A 14,994-nucleotide genomic window follows, 5' to 3' on the forward strand; every position below is an offset into this window, starting at 1 on the left:
TACGGCCGAACGATGGGACGGCGTGACCCCGGTCACGCACGCGGTCTAGACTCCCGACGGCGGGTCCCAGCGTGGCCCCGCCGTCCCCGGGCGCGACGTGTCGCGCGCCGGCGGGACCGCACCAGTGACGATGCGCACCGGAGGTAAGCGTGCCAGAGAACGAGACCACCGCCCCCAGCCTCGAGAACCTGCTGCACGAGACGCGAGCGTTCCCCCCGAGCCCCGCGTTCGCGGCGCAGGCGAACGCCCAGGCGTCCCTGTACGAGGAGGCGAAGGCCGACCGCCTCGGGTTCTGGGCCGACCAGGCGCGGGAGCTCGTCACCTGGTCCACGCCGTTCACCCAGACGCTCGACTGGTCCGGGGCGCCGGTGGCGAAGTGGTTCGCCGACGGGAAGCTCAACGCCGCCTACAACGCGGTGGACCGGCACGTCGAGGCCGGGCTCGGCGACCGGGTCGCCATCCACTTCGAGGGCGAGCCGGGCGACACCCGCACCGTCACCTACGCCGACCTGCAGCGCGAGGTCTCCCGGGCCGCGAACGCGCTGACGGCGCTCGGCGTCACCCAGGGCGACCGCGTCGTCATCTACCTGCCGATGCTCGTCGAGTCGGTCGTCGCGATGCTCGCGTGCGCGCGCATCGGCGCCCCGCACTCGGTGGTCTTCGGCGGCTTCTCGGCCGACGCGCTGCGCAGCCGCATCGCGGATGCCGAGGCGAAGCTCGTCATCACGGCCGACGGCGGCTACCGGCGCGGCGCGCCCTCCGCCCTCAAGCCCGCCGTCGACGAAGCGGTCGGTCCCAAGGACGGCGAGCCCGCGAGCACCGTCGAGCACGTGCTCGTCGTGCGCCGCACCGGGCAGGACGTCGCATGGACCGAGGGCCGCGACGTGTGGTGGCACGACGCCCTGGAGCACGCCGACACGTTCCACGAGCCGGTCGCGGTGGACGCGGAGCACCCGCTGTTCATCCTGTACACGTCGGGCACCACGGGGAAGCCGAAGGGCATCCTGCACACCACGGGCGGCTACCTGACCCAGGCCGCGTACACCCACAAGAACGTCTTCGACCTCAAGGCCGAGTCCGACGTCTACTGGTGCACGGCGGACATCGGCTGGGTCACCGGGCACACGTACGTCGTGTACGGGCCGCTGGCCAACGGCGCCACCCAGGTGATCTACGAGGGCACGCCGGACACCCCGCACCGCGGCCGCTGGTGGGAGCTCGTCGAGAAGTACCAGGTCTCGATCCTGTACACCGCCCCGACGGCGATCCGTACCTGCATGAAGTGGGGCGAGGACATCCCCGCCGGCTTCGACCTCTCGAGCCTGCGCGTGCTCGGCTCGGTGGGCGAGCCCATCAACCCCGAGGCGTGGATGTGGTACCGCCGCGTCATCGGCGGCGACACCGCCCCCATCGTGGACACCTGGTGGCAGACCGAGACCGGCGGGATCATGATCAGCCCGCTGCCCGGCGTCACGGCTACCAAGCCCGGCTCCGCGCAGGTCGCGCTGCCCGGCATCGTGGCCGACGTCGTGGACGACGAGGCGCACTCGGTGCCGGACGGCGGCGGCGGGTACCTCGTGCTGTCCGAGCCGTGGCCCTCCATGCTGCGCGGCATCTGGGGTGACCTGCAGCGCTTCAAGGACACGTACTGGTCGCGGTTCGAGGGCCTGTACTTCGCCGGCGACGGCGCCAAGAAGGACGAGGACGGCGACATCTGGCTGCTCGGCCGCGTGGACGACGTCATGAACGTGTCCGGCCACCGCCTGTCGACCACGGAGATCGAGTCCGCCCTCGTCTCGCACGACGTCGTGGCCGAGGCCGCCGTCGTCGGCGCCAACGACGAGACCACCGGCCAGGCCGTCGTGGCGTTCGTGATCCTGCGCGGCGAGCACGCCGACCGCGCCTCGACGCCGGAGGGGGCCGAGGAGGTGCAGGCCGAGCTGCGCAACCACGTCGCCAAGGAGATCGGCCCGATCGCCAAGCCGCGCCGCATCCTCGTCGTGCCGGAGCTGCCCAAGACGCGGTCCGGCAAGATCATGCGCCGCCTGCTGCGCGACGTCGCCGAGAACCGCACCGTGGGCGACGCGACCACGCTCGCCGACTCCTCGGTGATGGACCTCATCTCCGCGGGCCTGGCCAAGCCTTCGGCGTCCAGCGAGGACTGACGCCGAGAACTGATCGCACCGCCGAGGGCGGCCGCCTCCCCGGGAGGCGGCCGCCCTGTGCTTCTTCCGTCGTCCCGGCTCAGTCCATCGTCACGTCGTGATCGGTGAACCGGTCCGTGAACAGCGTGTCGGCCGCGGGGTCGCCGAGGTCCGTCCCCTCGCCCTCGAGCACGTCCACCAGGTCCGCGACGAACGACTCCACCCGGCTCATGTCGTAGGTGCTGACGGAACCGTCCTCCTCGGGGCCGATCAGCCCCTCCGCGGCGAGCGTCTCGGCGCTGTACGCCGCCTCCCCCGCCGAGTACGGCGAGTACGAGGGGTCCTGCGCGACGACGTCGACGATCAGGTCGTTCACCGCCTGCGGCGCCGCGACGTAGTCCGCGTTGGCCTGCTGGATCATCGGCACGAGCAGCTCCAGGCACGGGGCGAGCTCCTCGAGGCGGTCCGCGCGGACCGAGACGTTCGAGGCGTAGACGTCGTAGCCAACGTCCTTGACGTAGCCGAACCCGACGGACCGGCCCCACTCGGGCACCTCGTTCTCGTACGTGTACGGCTCGGAGTTGCCGAACCCCTGCTGCACCACGGTCGGGTCGCCGACGAACCGCGCGGGATTGCCGTCGTAGGTCGTGTCGATCTGGTCGGCGTCGAGGAGGTCGTGCGCCACCATCCAGGCCGGGTAGATCTGGTCGGCGGACACCACGACCGGGGCGCCCGAGGCACGCACGTCGTCGACGCCCGTGATCTCGGGGTGCGACTCCGGGTCCCACATGAGGATCGCCGGGCTGTGCTTGAGCAGCGGCGCGACGCCGACGACGGGGGCCTCCGCCGCCGCGGCCACGAGCTGGTCGCCGTGCACCAGGCCCACCGTCACCGTGTCGTCGACGTACATCTGCGACGGCACCGACTGGAACCCGATCGCCGGCCCGCCGGCCCGCAGGGTGAGGTCGACGCCGGTGTCCTCTCCGTCCGCCACGAGCGCTCCGGTGACCGAGTGCTGCTCCGCGTCGAGCGTCCAGCCCTCCCCGAGCAGGCCGAACACGGCGCCCTGGTCGGACTGCGGCTGCCACTGCAGCTGGACCACCACCTCGTCCGGGCAGGTGCCGGCGAGGACGCCGCCGCCGTCGGCGGCCGGCGCCGCGGACGCGCCCGACGACGCGGTGTCCGCGGTGGCCCCGGCGCCGCACCCCGAGAGGGTGAGGAGGCCGAGGACCGCGGCCAGGGGGACGAGGTGGGTGCGGGACAGGGCCATGGGGGGGCTCGCTCTCTGGGAGGGGTGCTGGCGCCACCACTCTCCCGACGGGCGGTATTACATGCAATACCCCGGTGTTGCGGCCTCGTAAACTCTCGATCGAACGCGATGAGCGACGTTGACAGGGATCAACGCCAGGTAATTACATGACATCACTGTCCAGCGACATCGCCAGGGACCGTACCCTCCGAGGGAGAACACCATGACGGACACCTACGCACTCGCCGAGCTCCAGAAGGAGTCGCGGATGGGGGGCGTCGGCACCGAGAACGCCGGCCGCACCATCCCCCGCATCGACCTGTCGGACTTCGAGGAGCGCCGGGCCGAGATCACCGAGCAGCTGTGGACGGCCGCCACCGAGATCGGCTTCTTCCAGCTGGTCGGGCACGGCATCCCCCAGGACCAGGTGGACCGCGCGTTCGCCGAGTCGGCGCGGTTCTTCTCGCTGCCCGACGACGTCAAGGGCCGCTACCCGCTGGTGTCCGGCACCAACGCCGGGTGGGAGAAGCTCTCCCAGACCCGCCCGTCCGTGGGCACCCCCGACCAGAAGGAGTCGTACCAGGTCACCCGCCCGCGGATGGACGACCTGTGGCCGGACGACGAGCTGCCCGGGTTCCGGGACTTCGTGCTCGGCTTCGAGGCGCAGTGCTGGGACCTCGCCATGCGCGTGCTGTCCTGCTTCGCCGACAAGCTGGGCCTCGACCGCGACTTCTTCGCCCGCGCGCACGACCCGGCCTCCGCCGAGTACCAGTCGACGCTCCGCCTCATCCACTACCTGCCCCTCCCCGCGGACCAGAAGGAGCGCCCCGGGGTGTGGCGGGCGGGTGCGCACACCGACTTCGACTGCCTCACCCTGCTGTTCCAGCGGGACGGCCAGGGAGGACTGCAGGTGTGCCCGGGCCGCGACGCCGACGCGCAGGAGTGGACACCCGTCACGCCGTCCGACGAGGCGATCACCTGCAACATCGGTGACATGCTCATGCGGTGGAGCGACGACCAGCTCCTGTCGAACTTCCACCGCGTGAAGCTTCCCGGCCTGGGCGACTACACGGGCTCCCGCTTCTCCATCCCGTTCTTCGCGCAAGCGAACCGGGACGTCGCCATCGAGACGCCGCAGGGCACCTACCCGCCGATCACGGCGCACGACTACCTGCAGGAGCGGGTGCGCGCCAACTACCGCAAGGGCTGAGCCGGTGGGTACCGGGCCCGGTTACAGTGCCGCATGACCACCGCCGAGTCCGGCTCCCTGCTCGCCGAGTCCGTCTACCGCACGCTCGTCGACCAGATCTTCGAGGGGGCGCTCCCACCGGGCGCCCCCTTGAGCGTCCCCGCCCTCGCCGCCCGGCTCGACGTGAGCCGCAGCCCCGTGCGCGAGTCGGTCCAGCGGCTCATCCACGAGGGCCTCGCCGTGCACGTCCCGCACGCGGGCGCGCGGGTGCTCCAGCTCGACGAGGACGCCGTGCGTGACGTGCTCGCCGTGCGGGAGGCCCTCGACGGGCTCGCCGCCCAGGAGGCGGCACGCCGGGCCTCGGCCGACGACGTCGCCGGGCTCCTGGAGCTCGTGGAGCGCCAGGCGGACCTGCTCGAGGAACCCACGGACCCGCTGCGCGACGCCCGGCTCGACGTCGAGCTGCACACCCGGGTGCGCGAGGTCTCCGGGAACCGGCCGCTCGCCGACGCGCTGCGGCGGCTCGACGCCCAGGCGCACCTGTACACGTCAGGCATGTGGGCCGAGGAGTCCAACCGGCGTATCGCCGTGGTCGAGCACCGCCGCATCGCCGACGCCGTGGCCGCCGGTGACGCCGACGGCGCGCGCCGGGCCGCGAGCGCCCACGTCGCCGCGATCTCGGTGCGGATGCGCCGGTGGCGGATGTCGCACTGACCTTTCGCCCGGCCGCCGCGTTGCCGCGCCGGGTCGCGCAGGTTGCCCCGAGATTTCCGTGTTGCCCGAGTGTGCGTCCTCTGGGAGCGTCCTGGACGAAGGGCTGACGGCGGCTGGACCGCGCGTCGGCCCGCGTGTCCGCAGCCAGGGAGGAAGCCCCGTGAACAGCACCCTCAGGCACCACGAGAAGCACGAGAACAGCACCCGGCGCCGCCGGGCCGGTCGCCTCGCCGCCACCGCCGTCGCGACGTCGACCCTGACCGCCCTCGCGCTCGCGGCATCCGCCGCGTCGGAGCAGCCGGCAGCACCCGACGCTGCCTCCGCCCCGGTCGCCGGGCTCCAGATCGCGACGGTGAGCGCGGCGACCCCGGCCCAGAAGCAACGGCTCCTGTCGACCGGTCTCGACGTCCTGGACGTCGAGACCCCGCGGGCCGAGGTGCTGCTGTACGGCGAGGCGGACCGTCAGCGTCTGGAGCGCGGCGGCTGGCGGTTCGACGTCGAGCCGGCCGCCGCCCAGCTGGAGGACCTGCGGGAGGCCCGCGCCACGGAGGACCGGGCTCAGGCCGCCGTGACCGACGACCCCTCGAAGGCCTCCTCGCTGCCGACCGGCCGGGTCTCCTACCGCGACCTGGAGACGGTCAACGCCGAGCTGCACGACCTGGCCGAGGAGCACCCCGAGCAGGTACGGCTGTTCGAGATGCCCCGGACGTCCCTGGTCGGACGTCCGATCTACGGCGTCGAGATCGCCGGCGACGTCGCCGCGGAGGACGGGGACCCGGTCTTCCTCCTGACCGGGGTGCACCACGCCCGGGAGTGGCCGACGCTCGAGCTCACCACCGAGTTCGCCACCGAGGCCGTGACGAGCTACGGGTCGGACCCGGAGATCACCGCACTCATGGACTCCGCGCGGATGATCGTGGTCCCGGTGGTCAACCCGGACGGATACGTGATCTCTCGCGAGCTGATCAACGAGATGAAGCGCAAGAACTGTCGCGTCCGGCCGGGGGTCGTCCCGACGTGGGAGGAGTGCGTCGCCACGACCGGCGACCTCGGCGTGGACCCGAACCGCAACTACGGGCCGTTCTGGGGCGGCCCCGGGTCGAGCGTGGAGACGAGCGCCGGCAACCACCACGGAGCCCACCCGTACTCCGAGCCCGAGATCGCGAACATGCGCGACCTCATCGACTCCCACCAGGTGACCGTCGCGGTCAACGCACACACGCCCGACGCCCGCCTGCTGCGGGCGCCGTCGTCGCCCCTCGAGCCGGTGCCGGCGGACGTCGATCTGTACGACGGTCTGGCGCAGGAGCTCGGTTCGCTGCTCGGATGGAAGGCCGGCCCGTGGCCGGAGGTGTACTACGACGCGTCGGGCACCGCGGAGGAGCACGGCCTGTACGTCAACGGCACGTTCGGCTTCACCCCGGAGCTGATGCCGGGCTTCAGCGGCCTGCAGCGGTTCCACCCGCCGTACGAGTACGTGCCGCAGCAGTACTGGGGCACCGGGGAGTACGAGGGCTCCAGCGCCCGCGCGGCCTTCCTCCGGGCGTGGCAGGCGGCGGCCGACCCGGCGCTGCACTCGGTCGTCACGGGGACCGCGCCCCGGGGCATCGAGCTGACCGTCCGCAAGGACGTCACGGTCGAGTCCTCCGCCACGCCGGTGGCGGACGGCGGGACGCTGGAGTCCGACCACGAGCTGGTCTCCACCCTCGAGGTGCCGACGAGCGGCCGGTTCGAGTGGCACCTGCTGCCGTCGCTGCGGCAGTCCCAGGAGTCGTCGACGCTGCTCGAGGAGTCGTGGACGATCTCGTGCCGCAACCCCGCGGGCAAGCCCGTCCGGTCGGTCGAGGTGACCCTCGCGCGCGGCGACACAGCCGAGGTCGACCTGTCCCGCTGCCCGAAGGGCCCCCGCCGCTAGCTCCGCGTGAGGGCACGGGTGTCGCGCGCGTCGTGCGACGGGTGCGGCACCCGTGCCCGGGGGGACACGAGCTGCTCCGCGGTGACCGCCAGCCTGCGCCCGTCGGCGTGGGCGGCGCGCTCGATCCGCTCGGCCAGCTCGCCGTCGGCACGCTCGGCCAGCGGCGTCGTGGCGCGCCCGTCGCGGGCGACGCACCGACCGCCCACGTAGGTGGCGCGCAGGTTGCGCAGGCCGCACGCCAGGACGTAGGTCGCGACGACGTCCCAGACCGGCCCGGTGCTCGGCGCGCGGTGGTCGACGAGCACGAAGTCGGCGTGCTTGCCGACCTCGAGGCTGCCCACCCGGTCGGCGACCCCGAGCACCTCCGCGGACCCGAGGGTGTGCAGGCGCAGCACGTCGCGCGCGGACAGCACGGCGGCGTCGCGGTGCAGCGCCCGCTGGGAGTAGAGGCCGAGGCGCATGTTCGACCAGGGGTCGGAGATGTCGGTGCACGACTGGTCGTCCAGCCCGACACCGACGGCGATGCCGGCGTCGCGGTAGCGCACCACGTCGGCCACGCCCGACCCGAGCCGTCCGTTGGACGTCGGCTGCCAGACCACCGGGCTGCCCGCCGCCGCGACCCGGTCGACCATCGCGTCGGTCGGGTGCACGAAGTGCCCCAGAGGAGGTCCGGCCCGAGCGCGCCGGCCTCCTCGTACCAGGCGAACTTGGCGCGCTGGGTGTCCAGGCCCTCGGCCGTCTCCACGAGGTGCGCCTGGTCGGTGATGCCGTGCTCGCGCATCACGTGGGCCTCGAGCTCCGCGGTACGCGGCCCCGCCGCCCACTGCACCGCACCCATGACGGAGACCCCGAGGTGCTGGTCGCAGCCCGATCGCTCGGGGGCGCGCGCGGCGTCGACCATGCGGGCGAAGCGCGTCAGCACCTGGTCCTCCGGGCCGGACTCGTCGTCCAGCCGGATCGCGTGGATCGCCCGCAGGCCCGCGTCGACGGTGCCGTCCATCTGCCGGGTCGTGTAGTCGTCGGGGTGCACCCGGCCGAGCACGTTTCGGGCGGTACCCGGGTCGTACAGCCAGGTGACGCCCGACTGCATGAAGTTGTAGGCGCTGGTCACGCCGTTGGCCAGGAAGTCGAGCGACCCGTGCAGCGTCGCCCAGTACATGTCCTCCGCCTCGGTGTGACGGAAGAGCTCCATCATGGAGCGCACCCACGGGTACAGGGTCGCGTCGGGGGCGATCCCCCGCAGGCCCGAGGTGAACAGGTGCGAGTGCGCCGAGACGAACCCGGGGGCGACGATCGCGCCGCCGGCGTCCAGCACCGGTGCGCCCTGGTCGTCGGGCGGCGGCTCCCCGGGCCCCAGGGCGACGATGCGGCCGTCGGAGCCGACCTGCAGCCAGCCGAAGAACCATTCCGGGCCGGAGTCCGCGCCCGGCAGGAGCAGGGCGTCGACGACGGTGAGGGCGAGCGGGGCGGTGCGGGTCACGGGGGTCCCTTCGACGTGCGCGGGTGGGCGGCGCGGGGTCGGCGGCACGGCGGTCTCAGGCCAGCCCGGGTGGCGGGTGGAAGACGCCGGCGGGGTCGAGCCGGGCGCGCACGGCCTGCACGCGCTCGATCCCGCCGGCCTCCCAGCAGCGCGCGAGCCGGTCGGGAGTGCGGCGCAGGTCGGCCTCGCCGACGTAGTGGCCGGTGGTCCCGCCGGCGAGCGCCGCGAGGGTCGTGGTGGGCCAGGCCAGGTTCGCGTCGTCGTCCTCGCCCGGCGACCAGACCGCGTACGCGGCGACGGTGAGCGTGCCCAGCGGCCGGTGCAGGGGGTCCGGGGAGGGTGGTGCCGACCGCCGGTACGAGGCGGAGCTCACGAGCACGCTCGACGCGGCCGACGGCGCGCCGGCGAGGTGCGGGGCGAGCCGGGGCAGGACCTCGGCGTAGCCGGCGCGGCTCCACGCCTGCTGCGCCACGCACCCCGCGCCGGGCCGTGCGGGCTCGTCGAGCAGCAGCCCCGGCATGGTCGTGGCGCTGGACACCACGGCGCTCGTCGTGGCCGGCAGCGCACGAGAGACGGGCTCGAGGAGCTCGTCGGCGTGCGCGTGGTCCCGGCCGAACGCCGTGACCGACGCGACGACCCCGCCGGCGGGCGCGAGCACCAGCGTGAGCTCGACCTCGGGGGCCACCACGGCGGCGAGCGCGTCGGCCCACGTCCCGATCGCCGTGAGCCCGTCCCGGCCGGCGGCCCGCATCCGCACCGAGCGTCGCCGTACCACGGGCTCCGGCCACAGCTGCAGCCCGAAGGACGTGACCACCCCCGGGAAGGCGGGGCCGGCCCCGCGCAGCACGGCGAACGCCTCGGGATCTGACGCGTCGTCGAGCACGGTGCGCCGACCGTCGGCCAGCACCACCTCGGCGTCGCGGACCGACTCGCACGCGCTGCCCCACGCGCCCTGGTTCCAGCCGTTGCCGCCGGCGAGCAGGAAGCCGCCGAGCCCCACGCTCGCCTTGTGTCCCACCGGGAAGGCCAGCCCTGAGCCGTCCAGCGACTGCGCGAGCGCGAGCGACGTCGCGCCCGGTCCGACGCGTGCCGTGCGCGCTGCGCGGTCGACGCGCACGTCGTCGAGCGCCGAGACGTCCAGCGCGAGGGCGCCCTGCGCCAGGGCCGTGAACGCGGTGCCGTGCCCGCCGGAGCGCACGGTCACGGGCCGGCCCGCCCGGAAGGCGTGCCGGACGGCGGACGCGACGTCCGCGGCGTCGCGCGCCGCGACCACGAGCGCGGGACGGTCGTCGGGCACCACGCCCGAGACGGCGAGCGCCCGACGCGACCGCTCGTACGCCGCGTCCCCCGGCCGCACCGCTCGGGTCAGGACGTCGGCCCGGTCGGCACGGTCGGCACCGTCGGCACCGTCGGCACCGTCGGCACGGTCGGCACGGTCGGCACCGAGTGCCGCGACGGACCGGTCGGTCACGCGCACTCCTGCTCGGACCGGGCAGCGCCGACCGGGTGGAACGCCCGGTCGAAGTGCACCAGCGCGCGCCCGTCCGCGGCCGCCGCCCCGTGCACCCGCACGACCCGGCCCACGAGCAGCACGTGGTCGCCCGCCTCGACCTCAGCCCAGGTCTCGCACTCCACGACGTGCCGCGCGACGTCGGCCAGCACGGGGACGCCACCCTCGCCCGGCCGGACGGCGAGCCCGGCGAACTTGTCCGTGGCCTTGGAGGCGAACACGGCCGCCACGTCCTCACGGTCGTGCGGCAGCACGTGGACGGCGAACCTGCGGGCCGCGCGCAGCGGCTCGAGCGTGCGGCTGGTGCGCCCCACCCCGACGGCGACGAGCGGCGGGTCGAGGCTCACGCTCATCACCGCGGTGGTGGTCAGCCCGGCCGGGACGCCCCCCGCCGTCGTCGTGACCACGCACACCCCGCTCGCCAGCCCGGCCATCGCGTCGCGGAACCCGTCGGCGACGGACCCGCGAGGCGATGTTGATGTCATCAACATGTCATCATCCTGGGCGTTCGATGTTTCGCCGGGATCACCCCCGCGCGCGGGTTCTGTTACGGCCGCGCCCAGGCCCGTCGACCCGCCCCCGGCGGCGGGTCGACGGGCGTGACGCTCCCCTAGCATCGAGCCATGGACGTGCGCGCCGACGAGGCCTCCGACCCCCTCGACCGCTCGGTCACCCGCCTGGGGCAGCGGATCCGCGCGCTGCGGCACGCCGCGGGCCTGACCCTCGTCCAGCTCGCCGCGGCCACCGACCTCTCGCACTCGTTCCTCAGCCAGGTCGAGCGGGGCCGGGCGCGACTGAGCATGTCGTCGCTGTTCCGCGTCGCGACCACGCTCGGCACCACGCAGCAGATCCTGCTCGCGGAGGCGACCGCGCCGCCCGCCGGCAGCACACCGGTGCTGCGCCGGACGGACGACGCCTCGGCCTCGGCGGGCGGCGGCACGGTCCGCGCCCTCGCTCCCGCCGGGGAGCGGCCGTTCGACCCGCTCGAGTACACGGGCACGTCGCGCGACCTCGGCCCCTACTGGGCCCACGACGAGGACGAGTTCGCGTACGTCGTGGAGGGGCGCGTGCTGCTCGACCTCGACGGCAGCCTGGACCAGGTGGCTGCCGGCGACTCGGCCTTCTACCGCGGCGGCACCCGCCACCGGTGGGCCAGCGCCGACGGCGGGCCGTACAGGCTGCTGGTGGTCAAGCAGCGACTCGCGCCAGACGCCGGCTGAGGCCGCGCGCGAGGTCGCGCTCGTCGGCCGTCACCAGACGGCCGTCACGCACCACGACCCGCCCGCCGACCACGACGTGGCGCGGTCGCCGCCCCGGCGAGGCCCAGAGCAGGCCGGCGACCGGGTCCGCGACCCCCGCGTCGGCAGCGCCGCCGACGTCCCAGACGCACAGGTCCGCCGCGGAGCCGGGCTCGAGCCGGCCGAGCTCGGGCCGCCCGAGCCCGCCCGCCGACCCGGCGGTGGCGGCGTCCAGGAGCTCCCGCGCCGTGAGCTGGCGGCCCACCAGCGCCGACACCTGCATCGCGAGGCGCGCGTCGGCGAGCAGGTGCCCGGCGTCGTTCGACCCGCCGCCGCTCGTGCCGAGCCCCACCCCGATCCCGGCGGCGAGCAGCCGGGCCACGGGCGCGACGCCCCAGCCCATCGGCACGTCGCAGCCGGGCGCGTGGGTCGCGTGCGCGCCCGACGCCGCGAGCCGGTCGATCTCCGCGTCGGTGACGTCGCACAGGTGCGCGACGGTGACGTCGGGTGCGAGCCAGCCCCACTCGTCGAGCAGGTCCAGCGGGCGCCGGCCGTACCGCTCGAGCGCGGCGGCGACGTCGACCTGCTCGTTGGCCTGGGTGCGGCGCCGCAGGCCACGGCGCGCCGCCACCTCTCCCAGCAGCCGGAAGGTCGCCTCCCGGTCGCTGTGCACCCCGGCAGGCCCGACGGCCACCTGCACGCCACCGTCCGCGCGCACCCCGCCGCGCCCGTGACCATCCAGCCCATCACCATCCGGCGCGTCGCCGACCAGCGCGGCCGCGATCGCGTCGGCGCTCAGCGCCGCGGCCTCCGGGTCGTCCCCGGCGGTGCCGCGCACGAGGACGAGGCGCGCCCCGAGCTCGTCGGCCGCGCCGGCCGCCGCCACCGCCAGGTCCACCGTGTCCGCGGGGCCGAGCGACGCCGGCCACGTCAGGTGGTGGTCGGCGACCGTCGTGACCCCGCTGAGCAGGGCCTCGGCGAGGCCCGCCCGCGCCGCCGCGCCGACCAGCTCCGCGTCGACCCCGGCACGCCGGTACGCCGCGCCCATGAGGTCCAGCCACCGACGCATCGGGACGCCACGGGTGCCGGGCAGCGTGCGGAACGCCGTCTGCAGGAGGTGGTGGTGGGCGTTCACGAGGCCAGGCGTCACGACGCAGCCCGTCGCGTCGAGCAGCTCCGCCCCGGCGACGGCGGCAGCGGGCGCGGCCCCGACGGCCCGCACCCGCCCGTCGCGGCCGACGACGACGTCCCCACCCGCCTCGCCCTCGGTCGCGCCCGGCCCGGTCCGCACGGCGAGCGCGCCGCGCACGACGAGGGCAGCGGTCGCCCCCGGTGCCGTCCCCGGCGCGCTCACGCCCGGTCCCGCGCGGCGAGTGCGGCTGCGCCGTCGTCGGGGGTCGTGAAGCGCGCCGCCTCGACGAGGGTGCGCGCCAGCTGCTCGACGGCATGCTCGAACGCCTCCTTGCCCGCCTCGGCGGTCGCCGTCGTCGGGTCGCCCACGTGACCGTCGGGGCCGAAGTCGCTCGACAGCCAGCCGAACGACGTGGCGCGGCCGAACCCGATCTGCTCGTACGCGAGCAGACCCTCGGGCACGCGGCGCTCCGCGAGGTCCATGTGCACCAGCTCGGGGCGCAGGTGCAGCATGAGCGACGTCTCGCCGTGCCCGCCGTGCACGCCGAGGCCGTGCTCGTCGCCGGACGCCGGGACGCCGCCCTGGTCGCGCGGCGTCGCGACGTGCGCGAAGAACGTGCGCAGCCCGAACCGGCGGCGCAGCTCACGGTTCGCCACCTGCCCGAGGGCGGAGTTGCCGCCGTGCCCGTTGACGAACACCAGGCGGGTGATCCCCGACGCGGCCAGCGACCGGCCGACGTCCGTCAGCACCCGCATGAGCGTGTCCCACGACAGCCAGATCGTGCCCGGGAACCCCGCGTGCTCGTCCGACTTCGTGTACGCGAGGGGCTCCAGCAGCACCACCGAGGCCGCGCCGGAGCGGGCCACCGTCTCGACCGCCGCGGCCGCCGTCTCCGACGCGGTGACGAGGTCCGTGGACACGGGCAGGTGCGGGCCGTGCTGCTCGATGGCACCGAGCGGCAGCACCGCGACCGTGTCGGCGGGCAGCGCCTCGACCTGCCGCCAGGTGAGGTCCGCGAGACGCGGGGCGGGCATCAGCGCACCCCGATGTTGACGCGGGTGTCGACCGGCGGGGAGTCCACGAGCTTGCCCGGGTTGAGCAGGCCCTTGGGGTCCGTGGTCCGGGCGACCTCGCGCGCGAGGTCCACGTGGCGGTCGACGTACCACTGGTGCGGCGAGTGCACGCCGAGGCCGAGCGCCTCGAGGCGCGGGATCCCGGCGAGCACCTCCTCCTCGGACACGTAGTCCGCGACCACCATCGCGAGCGGCGCGGAGCCCATGAGCTCGAGGTGCAGGTGCACGTCCCCGTCGTAGACCGCGCGCACCTCCTCCGGGCGGTCCCAGTGCGCGGGGCCGCCGGTCTCCATGTGGAACCACGTGCGGTCCGGGTGCGCCTTCTGCAGGAAGTACACGGGGTGGTTGTACGACATCGACGACAGCTTGTCCGTCTCCGCGTAGTCCGCGAGGCTCGCGACGACGGCGCCGCCCGCGGCGACCACCCGCGCCTCGACCTCCGCCACCGTGGAGGCCTCCGCGATCACCCGCAGGCTGTGCCGCGCCGGGTCGAGCGGCACCTCGGCCGGCAGGCTCGGCACCAGCGCGGGCGGGTCGGCCGACGCGAGCCGCGGCAGCACGGGCAGGTCGAGCAGCGAGCGGTGCACGCCCGTCATCGACCCCCAGTCGTCGAACGCCGCGTAGATCGCGACCCAGTCCCGCGCCGGGTCGGTGGCGATCTCCAGCTCCACGACCACCCCGGTCACCCCGTACACGTGCACGTACGGCGTGACGTCGGGGCCCGTGACGGTGAACGTGGTGCCGCTGCCGTCCATGGGCGCCACCGTGAGGGAGAGCACGAAGCCGTCGGACGTCGAGCCGCGCTCGATCGTCCCGGTGCCGGCCGAGCCGCCGCCCACGAACCCGCCGATCGTGGACCCCTTCGTCGACGGGTAGATCCAGATGTCCCGGCCGGCGGCCCGCGCCGCGGCGTCGACGGCGGTGATCTTCGCGCCGGCGCCCGCCGTCACCGTGCCGGAGTCGTTGACGCGGATCGCGTCGAGCCCGCGCAGGTCCAGCACGAGACCGCCGTCGAAGGGCGTCGCCTGCCCGTAGTTCCCGGTGCCCGACCCCCGGGGGGTCACGGGGACGCCGTGCTCGTAGGCGATCCTCAGCACCTCGGCGACCTCCGTCCCCGAGCGCGGGCGGACGACGGCGTCCGGCAGGTACCGGCCCGCGGGGACCTTCTCCTGCAGGACCGGCGACATCCGCGACCAGTCGGCGGAGGTCTTGAGCAGCAGCTCGGCGTCCGTGGAGACGGCCTCCGGCCCCAGCAGGTCCGCGATCTCGGCCGCGGCCAGCGCCGCCCGTCCGGAGGTGGCCGTGCTGCTGCGCGGGGTGGTGTGCGAGGTGGTCATGTCGTCGGTCCTC

General features: G+C 74.6%; 12 protein-coding genes. 5 read left to right on the plus strand and 7 right to left on the minus strand.

What is annotated here, in order from left to right:
- Positions 1-149 precede the first annotated feature (149 nt).
- Positions 150-2,165, plus strand: a complete 2,016-nt coding sequence (gene acs / locus B5Y66_RS16770) for an acetate--CoA ligase (protein ID WP_079575656.1) — start codon at positions 150-152, stop codon at positions 2,163-2,165.
- Between the two features lie 79 nt (positions 2,166-2,244).
- Here acs and B5Y66_RS16775 read toward each other — a convergent pair whose 3' ends face one another.
- Entirely contained in the window at positions 2,245-3,414 is a 1,170-nt protein-coding gene (locus B5Y66_RS16775; protein WP_079575657.1) for a nitrate ABC transporter substrate-binding protein, read from the minus strand.
- Between the two features lie 202 nt (positions 3,415-3,616).
- Here B5Y66_RS16775 and B5Y66_RS16780 point away from each other — a divergent pair, with 202 nt between their 5' ends.
- The 3 genes from B5Y66_RS16780 (at position 3,617) to B5Y66_RS16790 (ending at position 7,211) form a co-directional block, all read left to right on the plus strand.
- The gene (locus B5Y66_RS16780; protein WP_079575658.1) at positions 3,617-4,603 is read left to right on the plus strand and encodes an isopenicillin N synthase family dioxygenase; all 987 of its coding nucleotides are present in this window, start codon (positions 3,617-3,619) and stop codon (positions 4,601-4,603) included.
- A gap of 33 nt (positions 4,604-4,636) precedes the next feature.
- On the plus strand, positions 4,637-5,296 hold the full coding sequence (locus tag B5Y66_RS16785) for a GntR family transcriptional regulator (protein ID WP_079575659.1): 660 nt from the start codon (positions 4,637-4,639) through the stop codon (positions 5,294-5,296).
- 160 nt (positions 5,297-5,456) lie between these two features.
- The gene (locus B5Y66_RS16790) at positions 5,457-7,211 is read left to right on the plus strand and encodes a M14 family zinc carboxypeptidase (RefSeq protein WP_176168914.1); all 1,755 of its coding nucleotides are present in this window, start codon (positions 5,457-5,459) and stop codon (positions 7,209-7,211) included.
- Here B5Y66_RS16790 and B5Y66_RS23185 read toward each other — a convergent pair.
- The 3 genes from B5Y66_RS23185 to B5Y66_RS16805 all read right to left on the minus strand — a co-directional run bounded on the left by B5Y66_RS23185 (position 7,208) and on the right by B5Y66_RS16805 (position 10,686).
- Positions 7,208-7,861, minus strand: coding sequence for an amidohydrolase family protein (locus B5Y66_RS23185; protein WP_217700836.1), 654 nt, complete (start codon positions 7,859-7,861; stop codon positions 7,208-7,210). The genes B5Y66_RS16790 and B5Y66_RS23185 overlap by 4 nt on opposite strands.
- A gap of 885 nt (positions 7,862-8,746) precedes the next feature.
- Complete coding sequence (locus B5Y66_RS16800) at positions 8,747-10,162, minus strand: FAD-binding oxidoreductase (RefSeq protein WP_079575661.1); 1,416 nt, start codon at positions 10,160-10,162, stop codon at positions 8,747-8,749.
- Complete coding sequence (locus tag B5Y66_RS16805; RefSeq protein WP_176168915.1) at positions 10,159-10,686, minus strand: flavin reductase family protein; 528 nt, start codon at positions 10,684-10,686, stop codon at positions 10,159-10,161. Before B5Y66_RS16805 ends, B5Y66_RS16800 begins: the two co-directional genes overlap by 4 nt.
- Positions 10,687-10,824: 138 nt before the next feature.
- Here B5Y66_RS16805 and B5Y66_RS16810 point away from each other — a divergent pair, with 138 nt between their 5' ends.
- The gene (locus B5Y66_RS16810; protein ID WP_079575663.1) at positions 10,825-11,421 is read left to right on the plus strand and encodes a helix-turn-helix domain-containing protein; all 597 of its coding nucleotides are present in this window, start codon (positions 10,825-10,827) and stop codon (positions 11,419-11,421) included.
- On the opposite strand, the gene B5Y66_RS16815 is transcribed toward B5Y66_RS16810, so the two are convergent.
- Genes B5Y66_RS16815 through B5Y66_RS16825 form a run of 3 tightly spaced genes read right to left on the minus strand, consistent with a single transcriptional unit; the run spans position 11,390 to position 14,981 of the window.
- Positions 11,390-12,793, minus strand: coding sequence for an amidohydrolase family protein (locus tag B5Y66_RS16815; protein ID WP_245807188.1), 1,404 nt, complete (start codon positions 12,791-12,793; stop codon positions 11,390-11,392). The genes B5Y66_RS16810 and B5Y66_RS16815 overlap by 32 nt on opposite strands.
- Complete coding sequence (locus tag B5Y66_RS16820) at positions 12,790-13,605, minus strand: creatininase family protein (protein ID WP_079575664.1); 816 nt, start codon at positions 13,603-13,605, stop codon at positions 12,790-12,792. The genes B5Y66_RS16815 and B5Y66_RS16820 overlap by 4 nt, the downstream gene beginning before the upstream one ends.
- A complete protein-coding gene (locus B5Y66_RS16825; protein WP_079575665.1) occupies positions 13,605-14,981 on the minus strand; it encodes an FAD-binding oxidoreductase in 1,377 nt (458 codons plus the stop codon). The genes B5Y66_RS16820 and B5Y66_RS16825 overlap by 1 nt, the downstream gene beginning before the upstream one ends.
- Positions 14,982-14,994 lie beyond the last annotated feature (13 nt).

The sequence above is a fragment of the Krasilnikoviella flava genome, assembly GCF_900167525.1.
GTDB lineage: Bacteria > Actinomycetota > Actinomycetes > Actinomycetales > Cellulomonadaceae > Isoptericola > Isoptericola flavus.